Source organism: Prevotella merdae, assembly GCF_900290275.1.
GTDB classification, from domain to species: Bacteria; Bacteroidota; Bacteroidia; order Bacteroidales; family Bacteroidaceae; genus Prevotella; species Prevotella merdae.
This window is the reverse complement of the sequence record NZ_LT985323.1, coordinates 358,520-380,108: the sequence shown is the minus strand read 5'-3', so window position 1 is coordinate 380,108 and position 21,589 is coordinate 358,520. Positions and strand designations below refer to the sequence as shown.

At 45.0% G+C, this 21,589-nt stretch carries 15 protein-coding genes, 2 tRNA genes and 1 pseudogene; 11 read left to right on the top strand and 7 right to left on the bottom strand.

Features of this window, described 5'->3' with window-relative positions:
* The first annotated feature begins 165 nt into the window (after nucleotides 1–165).
* Nucleotides 166–672: a response regulator transcription factor gene (locus C9991_RS01520; protein WP_198643727.1), complete on the top strand. Its 507-nt coding sequence runs from the start codon at nucleotides 166–168 to the stop codon at nucleotides 670–672.
* A 265-nt stretch (nucleotides 673–937) separates the two neighbouring features.
* Here the strand turns inward: C9991_RS01520 and C9991_RS01515 are convergent.
* Nucleotides 938–1,432: pseudogene (locus C9991_RS01515) on the bottom strand (IS982 family transposase); the annotation flags it as partial.
* A 65-nt stretch (nucleotides 1,433–1,497) separates the two neighbouring features.
* Between C9991_RS01515 and C9991_RS01510 the strand changes: the two are divergent.
* Entirely contained in the window at nucleotides 1,498–1,887 is a 390-nt protein-coding gene (locus C9991_RS01510) for an ISAon1 family transposase N-terminal region protein (protein WP_106810743.1), read from the top strand.
* 478 nt (nucleotides 1,888–2,365) lie between these two features.
* On the opposite strand, the gene C9991_RS01500 is transcribed toward C9991_RS01510, so the two are convergent.
* The 3 genes from C9991_RS01500 to C9991_RS01490 all read right to left on the bottom strand — a co-directional run bounded on the left by C9991_RS01500 (nucleotide 2,366) and on the right by C9991_RS01490 (nucleotide 3,480).
* Nucleotides 2,366–2,440: transfer RNA gene (locus tag C9991_RS01500), tRNA-Val, on the bottom strand.
* A gap of 228 nt (nucleotides 2,441–2,668) precedes the next feature.
* The gene (locus C9991_RS01495; protein WP_106810869.1) at nucleotides 2,669–3,304 is read right to left on the bottom strand and encodes a NanQ anomerase/TabA/YiaL family protein; all 636 of its coding nucleotides are present in this window, start codon (nucleotides 3,302–3,304) and stop codon (nucleotides 2,669–2,671) included.
* 94 nt (nucleotides 3,305–3,398) lie between these two features.
* A tRNA-Tyr gene (locus C9991_RS01490) sits at nucleotides 3,399–3,480 on the bottom strand.
* A gap of 189 nt (nucleotides 3,481–3,669) precedes the next feature.
* On the opposite strand from C9991_RS01490, the gene C9991_RS01485 reads away from it, so the two are divergent.
* Together C9991_RS01485 and C9991_RS01480 are read left to right on the top strand one after the other, a co-directional pair.
* Nucleotides 3,670–6,966 carry a glycoside hydrolase family 2 TIM barrel-domain containing protein gene (locus C9991_RS01485; protein WP_106810868.1) on the top strand — a complete coding sequence of 1,099 codons (3,297 nt, stop codon included), beginning with the start codon at nucleotides 3,670–3,672 and terminating at the stop codon, nucleotides 6,964–6,966.
* Nucleotides 6,967–7,041: 75 nt separating this feature from the next.
* The gene (locus tag C9991_RS01480; RefSeq protein ID WP_106810867.1) at nucleotides 7,042–8,181 is read left to right on the top strand and encodes an AraC family transcriptional regulator; all 1,140 of its coding nucleotides are present in this window, start codon (nucleotides 7,042–7,044) and stop codon (nucleotides 8,179–8,181) included.
* Between the two features lie 236 nt (nucleotides 8,182–8,417).
* On the opposite strand, the gene C9991_RS01475 is transcribed toward C9991_RS01480, so the two are convergent.
* Together C9991_RS01475 and gltX are read right to left on the bottom strand one after the other, a co-directional pair.
* Nucleotides 8,418–9,632 carry a 3-deoxy-D-manno-octulosonic acid transferase gene (locus C9991_RS01475; protein WP_106810866.1) on the bottom strand — a complete coding sequence of 405 codons (1,215 nt, stop codon included), beginning with the start codon at nucleotides 9,630–9,632 and terminating at the stop codon, nucleotides 8,418–8,420.
* Between the two features lie 12 nt (nucleotides 9,633–9,644).
* Nucleotides 9,645–11,162: a glutamate--tRNA ligase gene (gene gltX / locus C9991_RS01470; protein WP_106810865.1), complete on the bottom strand. Its 1,518-nt coding sequence runs from the start codon at nucleotides 11,160–11,162 to the stop codon at nucleotides 9,645–9,647.
* A 123-nt stretch (nucleotides 11,163–11,285) separates the two neighbouring features.
* Here gltX and C9991_RS01465 point away from each other — a divergent pair, with 123 nt between their 5' ends.
* From C9991_RS01465 to C9991_RS01445, 5 genes are all read left to right on the top strand, one after another.
* Nucleotides 11,286–13,337 (top strand): HD family phosphohydrolase, encoded by a 2,052-nt coding sequence (locus tag C9991_RS01465; RefSeq protein WP_106810864.1) that lies wholly within the window; start codon nucleotides 11,286–11,288, stop codon nucleotides 13,335–13,337.
* 177 nt (nucleotides 13,338–13,514) lie between these two features.
* Nucleotides 13,515–15,074 (top strand): OmpP1/FadL family transporter, encoded by a 1,560-nt coding sequence (locus C9991_RS01460; RefSeq protein ID WP_106810863.1) that lies wholly within the window; start codon nucleotides 13,515–13,517, stop codon nucleotides 15,072–15,074.
* A 505-nt stretch (nucleotides 15,075–15,579) separates the two neighbouring features.
* Nucleotides 15,580–18,321 carry a substrate-binding domain-containing protein gene (locus C9991_RS01455; RefSeq protein ID WP_232823220.1) on the top strand — a complete coding sequence of 914 codons (2,742 nt, stop codon included), beginning with the start codon at nucleotides 15,580–15,582 and terminating at the stop codon, nucleotides 18,319–18,321.
* Between the two features lie 137 nt (nucleotides 18,322–18,458).
* A complete protein-coding gene (locus tag C9991_RS01450) occupies nucleotides 18,459–18,743 on the top strand; it encodes a response regulator (protein WP_106810862.1) in 285 nt (94 codons plus the stop codon).
* 89 nt (nucleotides 18,744–18,832) lie between these two features.
* The gene (locus C9991_RS01445; RefSeq protein WP_106810861.1) at nucleotides 18,833–19,036 is read left to right on the top strand and encodes a histidine kinase dimerization/phospho-acceptor domain-containing protein; all 204 of its coding nucleotides are present in this window, start codon (nucleotides 18,833–18,835) and stop codon (nucleotides 19,034–19,036) included.
* A gap of 10 nt (nucleotides 19,037–19,046) precedes the next feature.
* On the opposite strand, the gene C9991_RS01440 is transcribed toward C9991_RS01445, so the two are convergent.
* On the bottom strand, nucleotides 19,047–19,775 hold the full coding sequence (locus tag C9991_RS01440; RefSeq protein ID WP_106810860.1) for a hypothetical protein: 729 nt from the start codon (nucleotides 19,773–19,775) through the stop codon (nucleotides 19,047–19,049).
* Nucleotides 19,776–20,006: 231 nt separating this feature from the next.
* On the opposite strand from C9991_RS01440, the gene C9991_RS01435 reads away from it, so the two are divergent.
* Both C9991_RS01435 and trxB read left to right on the top strand, forming a co-directional pair.
* Nucleotides 20,007–20,555 carry a glutathione peroxidase gene (locus C9991_RS01435; protein WP_106810859.1) on the top strand — a complete coding sequence of 183 codons (549 nt, stop codon included), beginning with the start codon at nucleotides 20,007–20,009 and terminating at the stop codon, nucleotides 20,553–20,555.
* Between the two features lie 33 nt (nucleotides 20,556–20,588).
* Nucleotides 20,589–21,530: a thioredoxin-disulfide reductase gene (gene trxB, locus C9991_RS01430; RefSeq protein WP_106810858.1), complete on the top strand. Its 942-nt coding sequence runs from the start codon at nucleotides 20,589–20,591 to the stop codon at nucleotides 21,528–21,530.
* Nucleotides 21,531–21,589: the final 59 nt, after the last annotated feature.

The window sequence follows — 21,589 nt, the reverse complement described above, 5'->3', positions numbered from 1 at the left end:
GACCTTCTCCCATTTTATATTAAGTCTGCAAAAGCTATGGATTGCCTTGTGAGTAATAGAATATTATTGATAGACTATCACGACGGCTATCTACCATATGTTCCAGATGATTTTCCCTTCTCGAATGACAACGTTGTGAAAGACATAGACTATTGTGTCAAGAATATGTTTTCAGAAGTACAAATAAAGGAAATTAGAGAAATAGATAGTGCATTTTACTCATTCCTGAAGACTTTAAGCAATGAGCAAAAAACACAATGCATATTACATACTGATTTATGCATGTTTATAAATGGCAATAAAACTCTGTTACATAGAACAATAACGCCTTATGCTCTGGATGTCAATGGGGATGTTTGGCTTTCATTGTGTGCTTTTACATTTCCTTCTAGAGCAAACACAGGAAATGCTATTATAAAGATGAAGCGTTCTAAATTTCATTATCAATATAATAACGGATGTTGGGATATTTCTACTAATACAGAATTAACAGAGATTGAATCAAGGATATTATCACTATCTACAACAGGTCTTAGTGCTATGCAAATTGGATCTTTTATGCATCTATCAGAAGCAACAATAAAATCACATAAGCAGGCAATTTTCAAAAAACTAGGCGTCTTGAACATTTCTGAGGCCATTTCCTATGTTGTTGATTATGACTTGTTATAGTTTAATTTTTGGAAAAGGCATGCTTGAATTAGTGATACTGTCTTATACTTATATAGGTAGACATATTATACAGACTAGTAAATATGAGTTGACAGGATTTCACTGCGTCAAAAGAGCCTGATGGTAACTATTTTACGGTTCATCCGGAATATGGAGTGATTAATTGTGACGACACAGGGCTACAACTAACGATGCATGCAAATATGTTACCATTTACAATCGTAATACTAATGTCTGGAACGTAATATAACGTGAGTTCGACGAATTAGAATAAGGTTAATTGTCTATCTATAGTCCTTTGGACTGCAATTGTTGGTTTCTTAGGGAAGAAACAATATGCAGCCAAAGCTCCAAGAGTATTGACAATGAAGTTATCAAAAGATCTGTGTCTGGAATGTTCCACCTGTGCGATATTCTTAAGTTCATCGTTTACGGTCTCAATGATAGCCCGTTTTCTCAACAAGAGCCTGTCTGATATTTTCATAATAGAGCCTTTCATGTTGCTTTTTAGTTTCGTAATAAGCTGTATTCCATCAACGAAAAGTTTATCGAATAGATTCTTGCTTATATATCCCTTATCTCCAACAAGTTTGCCGTAGATAAAATCGACAAATGCTTTATATTCCAAGGGCTTACGGTCGTCAATGTCACCAGGAGTAATCATAAAGTTAAGCAATTCTCCTTTTTCATTACATATTAGGTGAAGCTTAAAACCGAAAAACCATCCCATAGAACATTTGCCTCTTTGAGCAATACCTTTAATGGCTCAGTGGAAAAGTACTGTGGATGTTTTTTTTGTTTCATAGTATTTTGTATCTTTGCATTATGAACATGCTTGAACAATTAGCCCGTATAGTTCTTCCCAAAGAAATACTGGACAATTTCGATATCGTCAAGATAGAAACAGATGAGTCTGATATTGACTCAATGAGTATGACCATCTATCTAGACGAGCGTATGAATGCTTATCTCCAAAAATCTGAGGACTACGAATCCAAAGGTTTTATGGATGCTGTACGCATAACTGATTTTCCGATTCGTGACCATAAAGTGATTCTTGTACTTCGTCGTCGTAGATGGAGAAACAAGGAAACAGGAGAGACATTTGTCGACCGTATTAGTGTTACCGAATCAGGAACCCGCTACTCGAAAGAGTTTGCGGCTTTTTTAAAAGAGACGTATGGACATATCCCCGACGACCTGCCGTACGCTTGAGCAATACTACCATGTAAACTCCAATACGTTGGATAAACAATACAAGGATGTCTTGAGTGACTATCGTACCTGGTCAGAACTAGAACATGCCGATGAATGGCTTGTCTTTCCTGACAACGTAGGTCGTAATTTGGCAATAGACGAGACCTCTATGTCTAACGGTGAATTGCGCACAATCGTCACCAACAGGGACAGACACGGAAAAGATCAATGTCTGGTTGCAATTGTCAAGGGTGTTAAGTCAGAGGACGTTATCAATGCCTTGAAGCATATACCGGAAGCACTTCTGAATATGNAAGAAACAAGGACAATACGGACTTGTAATCTATGGGCTGAGTTCTATTCATGACGCAAAGATAAACAATAATATTGGATTGTTAAAAACACAACAATATTATTTGATCCCATAATACAAGGCCTTGTCAATTCAGCACAATAAAAAAGCGGACAAGTCTGTATGACTTGTCCGCTCATTGTGTGGGCGTTGACGGATTCGAACCGCCGACCCTCTGCTTGTAAGGCAGATGCTCTAAACCAGCTGAGCTAAACGCCCGATAACCTTATCGGTATTGCTTTTGTAATATTGCTTAGTTCTTTAAAGCGAGTGCAAAGGTAGTGGATTTATTTGTAACCACCAAATGTTTTGAAGACTTTTTTCAAAAAAACTTCAAAAAATATGGTTTTCCTTGCTTTTTAGGCTATTTATCCCCTCTTGTATGAGGTTTTGGGGCGAAAAAGAGGGGGCCTATTTTGACACCCCCTCATTATATGTTGAAGATTATTATTCCTTGTATTCAACCTTCACCACAACAACTCGTATGTTTTGGTCTTCCTTGTCGGTCTTAATCTTGGCAATGTGCCAGTCGCCAGGGAAGAAGATAAAGAACTTGTCGGGTTCTGAGTCAACAAACTTGGTTTTGTCCACCTCGTATGTATAGTTGATGATGTCGGGGCGGTAAGGACCCTTAGGCTTGCTTGTAACGTGGTCGAGCAAACCAAAACGCTCGCTACCCTTAACTACATACTGGAAGTCGACATACTGACGATGGCTCTCGGTGCCTCTTTTCTCAAGGTCTCCATTCTCGCCATCTTCTACATTAGCCTTCATGGTAGTGCCAGGTATGGGATGTTGACCAGCTGGTAAAGCCAAGAGATCGGTCTTTGCAAGCCATGCAAACAGTTGCTTCCACTGCGGATTCTTCTTGTATTGGGTGTAAAACTCAGGAAGGTTGACGGTAGCATCGGGCGATGCAGCGTCAAATCCATTCCGCCATTTGCCAGCCTCAGCCCACTTAGTGGCCTTCTTCTCAAGTTTCTTGTCGTTGCAAGGCTTGGTGTACACGCCTTGCGCCATTGTTGTAAGAGATGCGGCAAACGATATAGCGACTGCCGCAAGCATTGTCTGTAGTCTGTTCATTTTGTTTTAATTATTAGTATAATGTAAATACGAAAAAAAGGTGCGCCACACTAATGACACACCTCTTTAAATTCTCTCATTATTATCTTAAATGTGGGTGGTGATGGATTCGAACCACCGAAGGCATAGCCAGCAGATTTACAGTCTGCCCCATTTGGCCACTCTGGTAACCACCCGTTGCTCTTTTAAAGCGAGTGCAAAGGTAGTTATTTTATTTTAAACTCCAACACTTTTGCTTAATTATTTTCTAAAATATCAAGTTTTTTTCTTTCCCGTGTGTGATATTTAAGCTATCTTTGCAGAAGATAGCGCAAACCGAATGCAATTCAAACTAAAACAAATCATATAAAAAAACCTAAATTAAAATGAAGAGAAACCCATTAGTATTGTTTATTGCCGCAGCTGCACTTGTTGTCAGCACGTCGGCATTCGCGACATCTAAGGTAGCCAAGCCACAGCGCAAGGCAGTCAAAACACATGTCGTGGAACAGCAAGCTACAGTATTTACTGATGCTTGGGTGGAGGACGAGACAAAGTTTGAGGATCGCAAGCTTAAGGCACATGCTACATTCATTCCTTACTCGTCTACTAAACTTATGCAGAAAGACGAACACTATCGTCTGGCATGGGCAACACCGCTGTATGCCGATTATCTCTTGCTGAATGGCGAATGGAAATTCCGCTACACTCCTGATTGGCGTAAGGGCAAGCCCGAAGAGAACGACTTCTATGCCGACAACGCTGACGTCAGCTCTTGGGATAACATCAAGGTGCCCCTAAACTGGGAGATGGCAGGCTATGATGTGCCTGTATATAATAATGTGGGATATCCCTTTAAGGCAAATCCTCCACATATCGAGGCTTTTGATGATAACTTCGACAAGAACCCAGTAGGCTCATACCGCCGCACATTTAATCTGCCTGAGGGTTGGAACCAAGGCAAGCGCGTGTTCCTTCACTTTGATGGTGCGTGCAGTGCCATTGTGGTTTGGGTAAACGGCAAGTATGCTGGCTACTCTCAGGGAGCTAACACCGATGCAGAGTTTGATGTAACATCGCTTGTACGTAAAGGCGAGAACAATGTATCGGTACGTGTATACCGTTGGTGCGATGGCTCTTATCTTGAGGGTCAGGATATGTGGCACCTTGCAGGCATACACCGCGATGTGTATCTTGTAGCTACACCGCAGACCTATATAGCCGACCATTACATTACATCTAAGCTTGACGATACATACCAGGCTGGTTCAATGTCGGTGGAGCTTACCATAGACAACGCTCTTGCCAAGAAGACAACCAAGCAGATAGAGGTAGAGCTTCTCGACCCTAACAACCTGCGTGTGGCAAGCAAGCAGGTGGCAGTGGCAATGAATGCGGCTGACCTTACACGCAAGATTACAGTAAACTTAGACAACCTTAAGGACCTTAAGGCATGGTCGCCAGAGAGTCCGTCGCTGTACACCGTTATTGTGCGCCAACTAAATGGCAATGCCGAGGAGATGGTGTTCTCTACACGTTATGGTTTCCGCGAGGTAGAGCGTCGTGGCAACCTTATATATGTAAACGGTAAGCGCGAGTATTTCAAGGGTGTCAACACACAGGATATACATCCGCTATACGGACACGCTATCGACGTGCCTACAATGCTGAAGGATGTAGTGCTGATGAAGCAAGCCAATGTCAACACTGTGCGCACATCACATTATCCACGCCAACCTAAGATGTATGCCATGTTCGACTACTATGGACTGTATTGCATGGACGAGGCAGACATCGAATGCCACGGTTATCAGAAGATATCCAACGTTCCGTCTTGGCGAAACGCTTATGTAGACCGTATCAGCCGCATGGTGCTGCGCGACCGCAACCATCCGAGCGTTGTGTTCTGGTCGCTTGGCAACGAGGCAGGTGGCGGATGCAACTTTGATGCTTCGTACGATTGTGTCAAGAAGCTGTTGCCTGGACGCGATGCTATTGTACACTACGAAGGCAGCGAGCAAGGCAAGAACAATTCTGACCTTGGCACAAGTATGTATCGCAAGATAGATGTGGTAAAGGGTCTGCGCGACGGATTGCACGGCAAACCTTACTTCCTATGCGAGTATGCACATGCTATGGGTCAGGCTGTGGGCAATCTGCAGGAATATTGGGACCTTATAGAGGGCAGCACAGGCATAATAGGCGGTTGTATATGGGACTGGGTAGACCAGGGCATCTACGACACACGTCGTATAAAGGCTGGACAGCCACTTGTAGACCCAAAGACAGGTTTGCACTATTACACCTCTGGCTACGATTATACCAAGATGAACAAGGGATATCGTGGTTTCCAGGGCGACTTTATGAGCAACGGCATCATAACACCAGGTAGAGAGTGGACAGCCAAGCTTACAGAGGTGAAGTATGTATACCGTTATGTGGATTTTGATAAGCTCGACGGACATACACTTATATTGCGCAACAAGTATTGTTTCACCGACATTGCCAACCTTTTCTATCTTAAGTATACAGTACTTGCCAATGGTTCGGTCATAGAGACAGGCAACTTGGTGTTGCCCCCGTGCGCTCCCGGTCAATCGGCCTTTATAAACATTCCTTATAAGGACGTGGCAGACGACGGCAAGGAATATGTCGTTACGCTGAGCCTTTGCCTAAAGAACGCTACAACATGGGCAGAACGCGGATATGAGATGTTGGCACAGCAGTTTGCCATTAATGCGGCAGGGGGCGTAGCCAAGTCGGTTGCCGACCCAACATTTGTTCAGCAGCCTCGTGCGGCACTTCCGGCAGTAACCGCAAAGGGCAAGCTTAAGGTAAAGGGCAATACTGTTACAGGCGAGAACTTCAGTCTTGCGTTCGACGCCGATGGCTCTATAGCCAATTGGACATATAACGGTACACAGATTGTAGAGCCTTCTACAGGTCCAGACTTCAGCGGTTTCCGCCGTATAGCCAACGATAATGTGTCGCTTGGAGCAACTGGTGGTGTGGCTAAGAACGATAATCTTGTAGGTGGTGCTATTACTGGCAAGAAGACTTTGGTAAAGGCTCCTTGCAAGGTAGGCAAGAATGTTGTGGTTGAGACAGCTGTAGCCAACAGTGTCGATACTCATGCTATACGCTATACTATCTACCCTGACGGTACGGTGGATATGCGCATAGCCTTCAACAACTCTAATGCCGACAACCGCCGTGTAGGCATTACAATGCAGTTTGCACCAGGCATGGAGAAGGTAGACTATTATGCCAAGGGTCCTTGGTCTAACTATATAGACCGCCAGCGTGGCTCGCTGCTCGGACTCTATCACACAACTGTTGACGGCATGTTCGAGGAATTGAGTGCCCCACAGACCATGGGCGATCGCCAGGGATTGCGCTACTTGCAGCTTACGGGCAACGGCATTAAGCTTGGAGTGCAGACAGAAGGCCAGCTGGCTTTCTCGCTATCGCATATCGACGATGCACAGCTCGACTACGACGTGTTCTATGGTGGCAAGCACCCATACGACCTTGTACGCAAGCCTCAGATATTTGCTCACTTCGACTTCTGGCAGCGTGGTATAGGCAACCGCTCTTGTGGTGGCGACTCATGTCTGCCACAATACCTCACCCCTACAGGCGAGCATGTGGTAATGTTGCGCTTTAAGCCGACAGCCGAATAAGAAAATTAATTAAGAGGGTGGGCCAAAGAGAGGGGATAACTCCTCTTTTGCCACACCCTCTTAAAACTAAATATCATGACACAATTATTTATATTGCAACTGGTATGTTGCACCATTACTGCTATGTTGGCTTTGCATCTGGCAATGGCAAGTTTGCAAGTAAGATGGAAGCAGCAGCGGTACGAGATATCAAGATGGTTGCTTTGTGGAGCAATGCTCCTGTTCTCTATACACTATTTCTTGCAGATGACTTTGGGCTTTCGTGGCCAAGGTGCAGACGTAGGTGCGGTGTTCAATATAATGTTCTATACCCCCGTATCTTTTATAATAGCCCTCTCCATCATCAATATGGAGAGCACACAAAACATTGTGCTTCGCTACTGCTTGCGAGGAGCAGCGGCCTATGCGCTCATTGCCATAGTCTTTGTATGCGGAGTAATACAGAATGGTAGTCTACGTATAGGCAGTTTGCTATACGTTATGCTTGCACTCTTTGTGGCAAGTATGGCCTACTTCATATATTCTATCCGCTATGAGATACAAAAGCGTAAGAAGAAGCTATTAGAGGAGTCGGCTACCGACCTTATGCCATACGTGCGTTATGCGCAGACCAGTCTAACCCTGCTATACATTTCGGCAGCCTTTCTGCCCATTGTTATTCTCTTCAACACCTTATTATTATATGTAGGTCCGCTAATGTTGCTCATTATCGTCTTCTTAGTTCATAGCTTCGTTTCATTGGGCTATTATATCTCGCCTAACGACAATATTTTAAACGAACAAGACGAACTTGCAGAACAGATAGACAACGCTGATATAAAAGACGAAGAGCTTAAGCCACTGGCTCCACACGAACAGATATCACCAGAGCGCTTGAAGCAGATAGAAACGGCACTAAGAAAATGGTGTGAAGACGGAATGTACAAAGACAGCAATGTAACCATATACTCGTTGGCTGCCAACTTAGGTTGCAAGAAGTATGAGCTGACCGAGTACTTCAATCTTTCGGAGCATACCAACTTCAGAACATGGCTAAGCGATATACGATTTAATGAAGCTATACGAATAATAAAAAACAACCCCGAATATAACAATGATACCATATCTACAGAGTGCGGATTTTCATCGCACACACAGATATACCGCATCTTTAAACAGAGAACGGGGCTTTCGCCAAGTCAGTGGAGAGACCGTATTAGGCAACAACAACTATAGGAATACCTGTAAATATGGATGAAACTTGCGACGATCCTGATTTATAGCATTAAAAGCATTTGGCTTCGCTCGGCTTTGCCGCTTGCTTGCAAGAACTTCTTAACTCCTTTAACTACTGAATTTTCTGAACTTGCGAAAGTTCAGTTATAAACAAAAAGGAGGGTGTGTCAAAATAGAACTTCCTTTAACTTCTATTTTGACACACCCCTTTTATATCTTTCATGATTCTGCTTGCTTTACCAGCAAGCATCTATTACCTTTTGTGTAGCACCAGTATGCTTTTCAACCACACGGCCTGCCACAATGCCTCGTTCTTTTATAAGTTCAGGCGAAGCAACGAAGGCATCCATCTGAGCCTTAAAATCGTTGTACGAGCTAATTTCTATGCCGCCTTTCGACTGCAATAGCCAATGAGCCTCCTGGAAATGTTTGTTGTTAGGGCCAAAGAATACTGGCATATTCCATACCGCAGCCTCAAGCACGTTGTGAATGCCAACACCGAAACCGCCGCCAACATAAGCTACGTCACCATAATTGTATATAGACGACAGCAAGCCGAAGCAATCGATGATAAGACATTGGGCATTGGCAGCCTCCTCGGGTGATGTCTGTGTATAGCGCACCGTTTTGCGGTTGAGCTTAGACATTATCTGCTGCAAATGTTCCTCGCTTATGACGTGAGGCGCAATGATGAGCTGCCAGTCGGGATGCTCGTTAAAGTAGCGTATGAAGATATCCTCGTCGGGTCCCCAAGACGAACCCGCAACAAAAGTCTTGCGGTTGCCTCTGAAAGCTTCAACAATAGGCAGTTGCTTAGCAGCATCGCGTATCTGCAATACACGGTCGAATCGGGTGTCGCCAACAACCTCTGACGCGTCGATGCCAATACTATGCAACAGCTGTTGGCTCTCCTTGTTCTGTACGAAGAACTTGGTGACGCAACGTAACACCCTGGCATACTGCTTGCCGTACCAGCGGAAGAATATCTGATTCTTACGGAATATGCACGACACGCTATATACTGGCACTCCACGATGCTGAAGGATGTGGAAGTAGTTGTACCAGAACTCGTACTTGATGAAGAACGCCATAACAGGACGCACAGTACGCAAGAAGCGTCGCGAGTTGCGTATTGTGTCGAGCGGCAGATAGCATACAATGTCGGCACCCTTATAGTCCTTGCGCACCTCATAGCCCGAAGGCGAGAAGAAGGTAAGTAGAATCTTGTATTCAGGGTGCAGTTCTCTAAGGCGCTCCATTAAGGGGCGCCCCTGTTCGAACTCGCCAAGCGATGCAGCATGAAACCATACATACTTGGCTGTAGGGTCCACTTGCTCGCGCAGCAGCTTTATGGTCTGTCGTTCGCCCCGCCACATCTTTTTAACCTTTTCGTTAAACAGACTGGCTATGGCTACACCTATTAAATATAGGTATATTACTATGTTGTACATATTTTATGTGTCTTACTTCAACACTTCGATAGCCTTGCGCAGACGGCGCAGAGTTTCCTCCTTGCCCAAGAAAGCCGATATGTCGAACATACCCGGACCCTTGCCAATGCCTACCAATGCAAGACGGAAGGCGTTCATAACGTCGCCCAGCTTGTAGCCCTTGTCTTCAACCCACTTCATTACAACGGGTTCCTGACCCTCGATAGAGAAGTCGTCTATCGACTCGAGCACGTCGGCAAGCTCGCCCATAACCTTTGCTGAGTCTTCCTTCCAACGCTTCTTTACGGTTTTGGCATCATACTCGGTAGGAGCGATGAAGAAGAACGAGCACAATGGCCAAAGCTCCTTAACGAAGTTTACACGATCCTTCATCATAGACACTACCAATGTGATGCGCTCCATAGTCTCGTCGACACCATTGTTGGCTACAATAGGAGCAAAGAGATTGGCAATCTCCTCGTTCGACTTGCGCAAGATATATTCGTGGTTGAACCATATGCCCTTCTGGAAATCGAACTTAGCACCCGACTTAGAACACTTATGAATGTCAAACTGCTCTACGAGTTCGTCAAGAGAGAATAGTTCCTGCTCGGTGCCGGGATTCCATCCAAGCAAAGCAAGGAAATTGACTACAGCCTCTGGGAAGTAGCCGCTCTCACGATATCCTGAAGATACATCGCCTGTCTTAGGATCGTGCCACTCCAATGGGAATACTGGGAAACCAAGGCGGTCGCCATCACGCTTAGACAACTTGCCCTTACCTTCTGGCTTGAGCAACAATGGCAGGTGGGCAAATGTAGGCATAGTGTCTTCCCATCCAAAAGCACGATACAACAGAACATGAAGTGGAGCACTTGGCAACCACTCCTCGCCACGAATAACGTGGGTAATCTCCATAAGGTGGTCGTCAACGATATTGGCAAGGTGATATGTAGGCAGCTCGTCGGCACTCTTATACAGTACCTTGTCGTCGAGAATGTCGCTCTTGATCTTGACATCACCGCGAATCATATCGTTTACATGAACCTCGATACCCGGCTCAATCTTGAAACGTACAACATACTGCTGACCATCGGCAATGCGCTGCTCAACCTCCTCCTTAGAGAGAGTAAGCGAGTTGCACATCTCACCACGGGTGCGTGCGTCGTACTGGAAGTTTTGTATCTCGGCACGCTTAGCCTCAAGCTGCTCAGGAGTATCGAAGGCAATGTAAGCCTTGCCGGCTTCAAGCAACTGCTCGACATACTTCTTGTATATTCCACGGCGCTCGCTTTGGCGATATGGACCATGATTGCCGCCGAATGATACACCCTCATCAAACTTGATGCCGAGCCAGCGGAATGATTCTATGATATAGTCTTCGGCTCCAGGAACAAAGCGATGAGAGTCTGTATCTTCGATACGGAATACAAGGTCGCCGCCATGCTGACGGGCGAAAAGATAGTTATACAATGCTGTACGCACACCACCGATGTGCAAAGGTCCAGTAGGACTTGGTGCGAAGCGCACCCTTACTTTTCTATCTGACATAACTTATTTTGTTATTTATTTCTGTGCAAAGATACTATAAATTTCCCGATTTTCACATTTTTTTTGTAATATTGCAGTCCAAAGGGCAAGAAAAGCCAAAATGCATATAAAAACACTACGCGTATGTATAGATTAGACAACAGTAATGGTCGCTTCTGGCGCAACCTAATGAGCCGTCTGGCACTCATCGTGGTTACGGTTACGGTGATAGTGTGGTCGTTGCCACGCTACGAGAGCCAAAAGTTTAAGTACGATATCGGCAAGCCGTGGATGTATGGTTCGTTTATAGCCAAGTTCGACTTTCCTATCTACAAGACCGATGAAGCCATAAAGGCTCAGGAAGACTCCTTGCTTGAGACCTATCAACCCTACTACAACTACGACCAGGCAGTAGAGAAGAAGCAGATAGACAAGTTTACTGCCGACTTCCATAACGGAATACCAGGCTTGCCGGGCGAGTATGTCAACATCATAGCAAAGCGTCTGCGTCAGCTGTATAGTGCAGGTATAATGGACACGCCAGAGTATAACGAGATATATCGCGACTCTACTACGATGGTGCGTGTGGTTATAGGCAACAATGCGCAAGGTGTGCCTCTCTCCAACTTCTACTCTACGCTGTCTGCCTACGAGCAGTTGTTTCTTGATGAGCATATAGCAAGTGTGCGCCCAATATTGCAACGCTGTAACCTGAACAACTACATTGAGCCAAACCTTGTGTACGACAAGGAACGGTCGGAAACCGAGAAGAACGACCTCCTCTCGTCAATACCGCCTGCAAGTGGAATGGTGATGAGCGGACAGAAGGTTATAGACCGTGGCGACATTGTGGACGATTACACCTATCGTGTGCTCAACTCGTTTGAGCGCGAGATAAAGCGACGCTCGGCAACACAAAGCGAGATAACGAGCACCTTCATCGGACAGATAATATTCGTAACACTTATGGTGGTGCTATTCACGTTGTATCTGGCATTGTTCCGCCGCGACTACTTCAATAAGCCGCGTTCAATAGCCATGCTCTACTCGCTTATAACGCTATTCCCAGTGGTGGTGTCGCTTATGATGCGGCATAACTTTATGAGTGTCTACATATTGCCGTTTGCCATGGCGCCGATATTTGTGCGTGTGTTTATGGACTCGCGCACAGCGTTCGTGTCGCATATCACCATGATATTGATATGTACAACTGCGGTTAGATACCAGTACGAGTTTATCATCATACAGATTGTAGCAGGACTGATTGCCATCTATTCGCTGCGCGAACTTACACGCCGTGCACAGGTGTTTAAGACAGCAATCCTTGTGGCAATGGGCAGTGCCTTTGTGTATTTGGCACTACAGATGATACAGGACAACGACTTCACGCTGATGGATCACGATATGTACTACCACTTTGTGGTTAATGGCGTGTTCTTGCTCATATCTTACCCAATGATGTATATCATCGAGAAGATGTTTGGCTTTGTATCGAGTGTTACCTTGTTCGAGCTTTCGAATACCAACCGAGGATTGTTACGCAACCTTTCAGAGGTAGCTCCGGGTACGTTCCAACACTCTATCACCGTGGGTAACCTTGCGGCAGAAATAGCCAACAAGATAGGAGCCAATTCGTTGCTTGTGCGTACCGGTGCCTTGTATCACGACATAGGCAAGATGGTAGACCCAGTGTTCTTTACCGAGAATCAGGCTGGTGTAAATCCGCACGACAATATGCCGTACAAGGAGAGTGCGCGCATTGTTATAAGTCATGTTACCGAGGGTGTGAAGATGGCAGAAAGGGAGAATTTGCCTGCCATCATACGCGACTTTATCGTTACGCATCATGGCACAGGCCTTACCAAGTACTTCTATATAAAGTATAAGAACGAGCATCCAGACGAGGAGGTAGACACAGCTCCATTCAGATATCCTGGTCCTAATCCGTTTACCCGCGAGCAAGCTATCCTTATGATAGCCGATGGGGTAGAGGCGGCATCGCGCTCATTGCCAGTGTATACAGAAGAGAGCATAGCCGAATTGGTGAACAAGATTATAGATGGTGATGTTGCTGATGGATATTTCAAGGAATGTCCTATCACATTCCGCGATATTGCCCTTGCCAAGCTTGTGCTTATCGAACGTCTTAAGTCGATATACCACACCCGTATCTCTTATCCGGAAATGAAGAAATAGGGGTTGTGGCATATAACATTGAAAGCAAGAGCTATCAACTAAAAAGCTGCACAAACCTTTTAGTTTGTGCAGCTTTTATTAATTATTCTGTTAATAGAACTTAAATAACCTATCTCTTATTCGGAAGAATAGGACAATTCACTTACCTTTGCAACCAATTTTTTAAAGGTAATTAAGATGAATAAGTTAAAAATGGCTTGCTTGACAGCAGCGATTGCATCAAGCAGCGTATCGTTTGCAGGAGGACTGCTAACAAACACAAACCAGAATGTAGCGTTTAACCGTATGATGAGCCGTGAGGCTTCTATTGGTATTGACGGTGTATATTACAACCCTGCTGGTGTTGTATTTCTTGGCGAGGGACACCATTTGTCTCTCAACTGGCAGTTGGCTTACCAGACCCGTATTATCAAGAACGGCTACGATCTGTTCAAAAACAATGTGAACAACCCTATTACTCCACGTGAATTCAAGGGAGAGGCTTTCGCTCCCGTTATCCCTTCTCTACAATATGCATACAACAAGGGACGCTGGTCGTTCCAGGCTAACCTCGCATTGACAGGCGGTGGCGGCAAGTGTACATTTGACAACGGACTGGGTTCGTTTGAGAAGATTGTAGGTGAGACTGCTATGGGCGCTTGTGGTCTAGCTGGTGCTGTAGACGGAGCTGCTAAGGGTGCATTGGGAGCTGCATATCCTAAAAATATCTTCTCAGAGATGTTCGGTTCAGACGGCAAGTATAGTTACGATAGCTATATGCACGGCCGTCAGTACTACTATGGCATCTCTATTGGCGCTGCCTATAAGGTGAGCGATAACTTCAGCGCGTTTGCCGGCTTGCGTACTGTATATGCATCATGCAATTACTATGGATATGTTCGCGATATCAAGGTAGGTAATACACCGCTTTATACAGTTCTCGACCCTTCAAAGACCGATGCTGCCGACATTCTTCTTAGCTGTGACCAGACAGGACTCGGTTTTACCCCAATCATTGGTATCGACTATAAGACAGGTCGTTGGAACTTCTCGGCTAAGTACGAGTTTAAGACACGTATGCGTCTTAAGAACAAGTCGGTAAACCAGGCTCCATCTATTGGTAACCTCGCAGGTAACTTGCGCACTGCGCTTATCGCTAAGGGTGTACCAGAAGTAGTAGTTGATAATAAAATCCTTGGCGATCCTAAGGTGCAGGCTGTAATGCTTGGCATTAAGAGTAAGTTTGATACAGCTCTTGGTGAAGCAGTAGGCGAGTACGAGGATGGCAAGAAGATTGCTGGCGACATCCCTGCTTACCTCACTCTTGGTGCTGGCTATGCTCCAACCGATGATCTTCGCATCAACGTTGGTTTCCACTGGTTCGATGACAAGAACGCAACATCATACAACAACCGTAACAAGAAGCTCGACCGTGGTACTCTTGAGTACAACGCCGGTGCCGAGTACGACATCAACAAGCGCCTTACTGTAAGTGCTGGTTGGCAGTGCACAAGCTATGGCTTGAGCGACGAGTATATGGACGACAAGTCGTTTGTTGTAAGCTCCAACTCGGTAGGTGTTGGTGGTGTTATCCGCCTTACAAGTCGTATGAAGCTCAATGTGGCCTACTTCCACACCTTCTACGAGCACAAGAAGACATCAGAGGAGTCGACCGTTGGTACCAACAAGTACAACTACACTTCCGACTATACACGTAACAACAATGTGTTTGGTGTAGGATTGGATGTTAAGTTCTAAGCTTTCATAACCATTCCATTTAAAATGTCATAAATAATTTCATTTCAAGGGGCAACCTTGCAGAGATGCAAGATTGCCCTTTTTTATAGCCACAAAAAAGAACCGGAAGTGAAATCACTTCACCTCCGGCACATAATGTCTACTAATCCTAAACTAACTCTATAACCAACTTAATCTAAAACAACAATCTTAAATATGGAACCTATTTCCCCATGCATGGGGCTGAAAATTTGAAGCTTTAAATCTTATAACTAATCTTTGGCCTGGTGTGTATATCCTGATATCAATTATTTTTCCTTTTGACATTGCAAAGTTAGCAATAATGAGCGGTAGACAATTTAAATAATCGTTCCTTGAGTTGCAAGAATGTTTCAGGAAACAAATATATAATAAAATGAAATATGTATATATAAAAAATGTCGCTTGTTTTCCTTCGTATTCCTCTTATAACTCAATATTTTTATCTAAATTTGCAAAAACAAACCTAAACCAATAAACAAATCAGATGAACAAAATGCTCAATATGTTGCGATTATCGGTGCTTTTAGTTCTTTTTGCCATGCTTGTGTCTTGCGGTCATGGTGAGAAGAAACACTTTGTCATTGCCGTGTCGCAATGCTCTGAGGACGTGTGGCGTGAGAAACTTAATGAGGAGCTGCGTATCGCAGCCTTATATTATAATAATGTGGAACTGCGCATACAGTCGGCCAATGATGATGTGCGTTTGCAGACCGAACAGATAGAGCGCTTTGCCGATGACGACGTCGATCTACTTATCGTTGCGCCAGGTCAGGTGAGTATATCGCCTGCTATAGACCGTGCATACGAGAAGGGCATACCAGTCATTATATTCGACCGCCGTACACGCTCCAACCAGTATACGGCATATATTGGTGCCGACAACTACGAGATAGGCAAGACGATGGGCGAATATCTGTCAAGTGCGCTGCCTGAAGGAAGTAGAATTATTGAATTGTGCGGACTGTCTACATCATCGCCAGCTATTGAGCGTCAGCATGGATTCGACAGCGTTGCGGCACAACGTCCTGCTATAAGCATAGTGCAGAAACTACATGCCGATTGGACTGAACAAGGTGCCTTTCGTGTGATAGACTCTTTGCTGTCACATCCTTATAATGCCTTCGATTGTATCTTCGCACACAACGACCGTATGGCTATGGGTGCAAGACGAGCAGCCTTGAAGCATGGATTGGATATCAGCAAGATAAAGTTTTGCGGTATCGACGCTATGCCACAGCAAGGTGGCGGACTGCCTCTTGTAAACGATGGCACTCTCTTCGCATCGTATATATATCCTACACGCGGCGACGAGGTGTTGCAGCTGGCAATGAACATACTAACCGGCAAGAAGTATAAGCGCGAAAACCAACTATCGTCGGCTCTTGTTACCAGCGACAATGCACGTGTGCTGCTTATGCAGAACGATGAAACCGTAAGACAGCAATACCATTTGTCCACCCTGCGCTCGCGTGTGGACAAGGCTGCTGACGACTTCAATACGCAACGCTTTTATCTGCTGATACTGATTGTATTCATGGTGATGCTCATTGGAGCGTTTGCCTACTCTATACGTGCCTACTTTACCAAGGCACGTATCAACAATAAGCTTAAGGAGTCGATGGAACAACAGCGCCGTATGACAGAGGATATGGAGCAGATGACAAAGACGCAACTACAGTTCTTTACAAACGTAAGCCATGAGTTGCGCACACCGCTAACTCTTATATCTGGTCCGGTAGAACAACTTCTGGAAGATCCAACTGTGCGCGGAACACAGCGCAATATGCTCGAAATGGTGCAGCGCAATACACGAATATTGATACAGCTTGTGGGCGAGATACTCGACTTCCGCAAGGTACAGAACAATAAGGCGACATTGCATCTAAACAATTTTGCCTTGCAAAACGAATTGCAAACATGGGCAGATGACTTCAGGGCTGTGGCTATGCGTCGCAAGATAAATATAGAGGTGGATACATCTGCCGTAGATACAGAGGCTATGGTTATAGCCGACCGCGACAAGTTGGAGCATATCTACTTCAACCTGATGTCCAACTCGCTTAAGTATACCCCCGAAGGAGGCTGTATAACAACAAGTCTGCAGCATAAGGATGGATTCTATACACTACGTGTGGCTGATACTGGCAAGGGAATAAGTGCCGATGAACTGCCACGCTTGTTTGAGCGTTTCTATCAGGCAAAGGGAGCAATAGGCGGTACAGGCATAGGTCTGTCGTTAGTCAAGGCATACGTGGACATGCATAATGGTGATGTGCATGCCGAAAGCGAGCCTGGTAAAGGCACTACCTTTGTTGTGCGCATACCCGATACACAGCCTGGATATGATGCTTCCAAGGATCAGCCTGCTACATCGCAAGCTATAGATCGCAATATGATAGACGACAGCTATATTGCTGCTGATACCAATGCAGAGACGCTTACCGAACATATAACCAATGCAGAGGACTTTGACAACGACCGCCCTCTTGTACTTATCATCGACGACAACAATGGCATGAGGACATATCTGCGTTCGCTGCTTTCGGAGAAATATAATGTGGTTGAGGCTACAGACGGCAAACAAGGACTTGAGGTGGCGCACCGTTATGTGCCACAACTTGTGGTATGCGATGTTATGATGCCAGTTATGGATGGCATTGAGTTTACGGCAAGGCTTAAGGAAGATACGGCTACAAGTCATATACCTGTTGTTCTGCTTACAGCACGTTCGTTGTCAGAGCAACGTGAGGAGGGATATGCCAAGGGTGCCGACTCTTATCTAACCAAACCATTCTCGGGTTCGGTGCTGCTTGCACGTATAGACAATTTATTACGTTCGCGCACTATGCTACGCTCTATATTCTCGGGTGGAGCACAAGAGGCTGCTGACGAGGAACAACTTGGACAGCAAGACCAAAGATTTGTTACACGTCTGCGTGATATTATAAAGAACAACCTTTCCGACTCCGATTTCTCTATCGAGCGATTGGGAGAGAAGATAGGTTTGTCGCGTGTACAACTATACCGCAAGGTGAAGGCACTTACCGGACAGACGCCAGTAGAGCTTCTGCGCAAGGCACGACTTGTAAAGGCACGCCGTATGGTGGAACATACAGACAAGGCAGTGTCTGAGATAGCATACGAAGTGGGATTCACCTCGCCGTCTTACTTTAACAAGTGCTTTAAGGACGAGTTTGGTGTTAGTCCGGGAGCGTTGCGCGATTAGATAAATCAACAGAACTGGAGAACAATAGTCTGTGTATAAGTGTTTTTTGTCTCTTTTTTTTTCTATCATAATAATATTTTGGTATATCTTTGCATAGATATACCAAAAAATACAGATACCAAACTTTTTATAACACAATGGCAACAGACAATTCGCAACATACCGTCCTCGTTGTGGACGATGTTCCAGTAAATATCTTACTGGTTAAGGGAATGCTCGCAAAACAAAAGTTCAATGTCATAAGCGCCAATAGCGGACAGCAGGCACTTGACGTCCTTACACACGAGCACCCCGACTGCATTCTGCTGGATATCCTCATGCCTAACATGAACAGATTTGAAACCACACGAGCCATACGTGCCAATATGAGTCATGAGATACGCACACCGCTTAATGCTATTTTGGTTTCTACCGACGCATAACACGGCGTCTGCGCGAAACCCATAACCAACTTGCCATTACGCATATCCAGTTAAAGGATGCAAGCAAACGTGCTGAGGCTGCCGACCGTATGAAAACGGCTTTGCTGCAGAACATGAACGCAGATATAAACGAGCCACTCAACTCGGTTGCTGGTTTTGCGCAACTCATAGTAGAAGCCAATGCTTCAACAACTGCTGAGGAGAGAGCCGAGTATTACAAACAATTATCCTCCAGCACTGCCAAAATGCTTGACATTGTTGGCAATGTGCTGGAGGATATACAGCATGTATAGTTATAAGTATTTATCTCTTGGGCAACTCTGCCTTCAGACCTTCTGTAGCAAGCTTAACACCCTTGCCCTTGCCAAACGACAACTTGCGTGTATTGGTTGTTGCAGTGTCGCTTGTTGCACGTGTGTTGTTTGCACGGTCGCAAGAGAAGTATACGCGCTCGTCTACGTTGATGCCTTCCATTACGCCATCAAATATCTCCTTGTTATATTTGTCGCTCCATCCAAGCATGAAACCAGAGTCGTCAGTGTTGCCATTGAAGTCGAGTAGATACTTTGCGCCCGATTCAACATACTCCATATATATATTGTACGTGCGAGGGTCGATGTACCATTTGAACTGCATAGTCTGATTGTCGTATACAGGTGAGCCGTCTGGGTTGTACAGCGGATTGCCGTTTTTGTCGTAAGCCTGTGCATAGTCGGTCTCATATCCAACACCATTGTTTGAGTTGCGCGAGTATTGTGTGAAGGTGAAGTCGACGAATATTTTGGTCTCGTATGCCACGTTGTCCTCGTATACAACGTTCTTTGCTTCGCCTCTCCACATACCGTTAAGCGTCTGTGCCATATCTACTAACTGGTCGCTGCCTTGGTCGTAAGGCTTGTTGTATCGGTCGTCCTCATCTTCGTACCAACCGTAATAGTCGTCATACCAAGGGTCGTCATTGTCACAACTTGTAAGCATAGCTGGCGAGAGAGCCAGCATAAAGAGTGTGAGGTAAATATAAATCTTTTTCATATTACTGTTTGTTTTAAATTGTTGCACTTTTGCTTTAATAATAACGTGCTTGTTTGTTTTATGTTGCAAATTTAATAAAACAAATTTGAATGAGTATAGATAAAATCCATATTATAAAGTAGGGTTTTCCCTATTCATTTCTTGTTTTTCATTATTTTTTTCTAATTTTGTAGCTCATATATAATAAGGTAAGAAGAACAAGAAAACTTATAAACACAAATAAATAAGAAAATGAGAACTGTATACGAATTCTCTGTTAAAGACAGAAAGGGAAAGGAAGTATCTCTTAAGGAGTATGCCAACGAAGTGCTGCTCATCGTAAACACAGCCACTAAGTGCGGCTTTACACCGCAGTATGAGGAGCTGGAAAAGTTGTATGAGAAATATCACGCTCAAGGATTTGAGGTGCTCGACTTCCCTTGCAACCAGTTTGGCTCACAGGCCCCAGGCACTGACGAGTCGATACATCAGTTCTGCAAGACAACCTTCGGTACCGAGTTTCCTCGCTTTAAGAAGGTTAAGGTTAACGGCGATGATGCCGATCAGCTGTTTAAGTTCCTTAAGGATCAAAAGGGATTTGCCGGTTTCGACCCTGCACACAAGCTTACACCAGTGCTTGAGGAGATTCTTGCCAAGGATGCTCCCGACTATAAGGAAACAAGCGACATTAAGTGGAACTTCACCAAGTTCCTTACAAACAAGCGTGGACAGGTAGTTGCCCGCTTTGAGCCTACCGAAAGCCTTGACAACATAGCAAAGCAGATTGAGGAGTTGCTGTAACTCCGATACATAACCAATAAGCAAACTATAATAATGGAAAATAGAGAACACGTAAAGTGCCTTATCGTAGGTAGCGGTCCTGCCGGATATACTGCTGCCATATATGCAGGCCGTGCCAATCTGGCTCCAGTGGAGTATTGCGGCATACAGACAGGTGGACAGCTTACACAGACTACTATCGTTGAGAACTTTCCTGGATATCCTGAGGGAGTTGACGGCAATCAGATGATGCTCGACCTTCGCAAACAGGCTGAGCGTTTTGGAGCTGACATTCGCGAAGGTTCTATAGCCAAGGTCGACTTCTCGAAGAAGCCATATGTACTGACAACAGATACTGGTAAGGAGATTGAGGCCGACACCGTGATTATTGCCACTGGTGCAAGTGCCAAGTATCTTGGTCTTGAGGACGAGAAGAAGTATAACGGACAGGGTGTTAGCGCATGTGCCACATGTGATGGTTTCTTCTATCGCAAGCGCACAGTAGCTGTAGTTGGTGGTGGCGACACTGCATGCGAGGAGGCTCTATATCTTGCTGGATTGTGCAAGAAGGTGTATATGATTGTGCGCAAGTCGTATCTGCGTGCGTCAGACGTTATGCGCAAGCGTGTTGAGGAGAACGATAAGATAGAGATTCTTTACGAGCACAATACAGAGGGTCTGTATGGCGACGATGGTGTTGAGGGTGCTCACCTTGTTAAGCGCAAGGGCGAGGCAGACGAGGAACACTACGACTTGCCTATAGACGGTTTCTTCCTTGCTATTGGTCATCGTCCTAATACCGAGGTATTCCGCCCATATGTAGAGTGCGACGAAACGGGTTATATAAAGACTGTATGTGCTTCACCCCGAACAAATGTTGAGGGTGTGTTTGCAGCAGGCGACTGTGCCGACCCTACATACCGTCAGGCTATTGTAGCAGCAGGTTCTGGTTGTAAGGCTGCATTGGAGGCAGAGCGTTATTTGGGCAATATGTAATTGGTATCAATTACATGTTTATTAATGAATAAGGCAATAACGTCAATTATATATTTAAA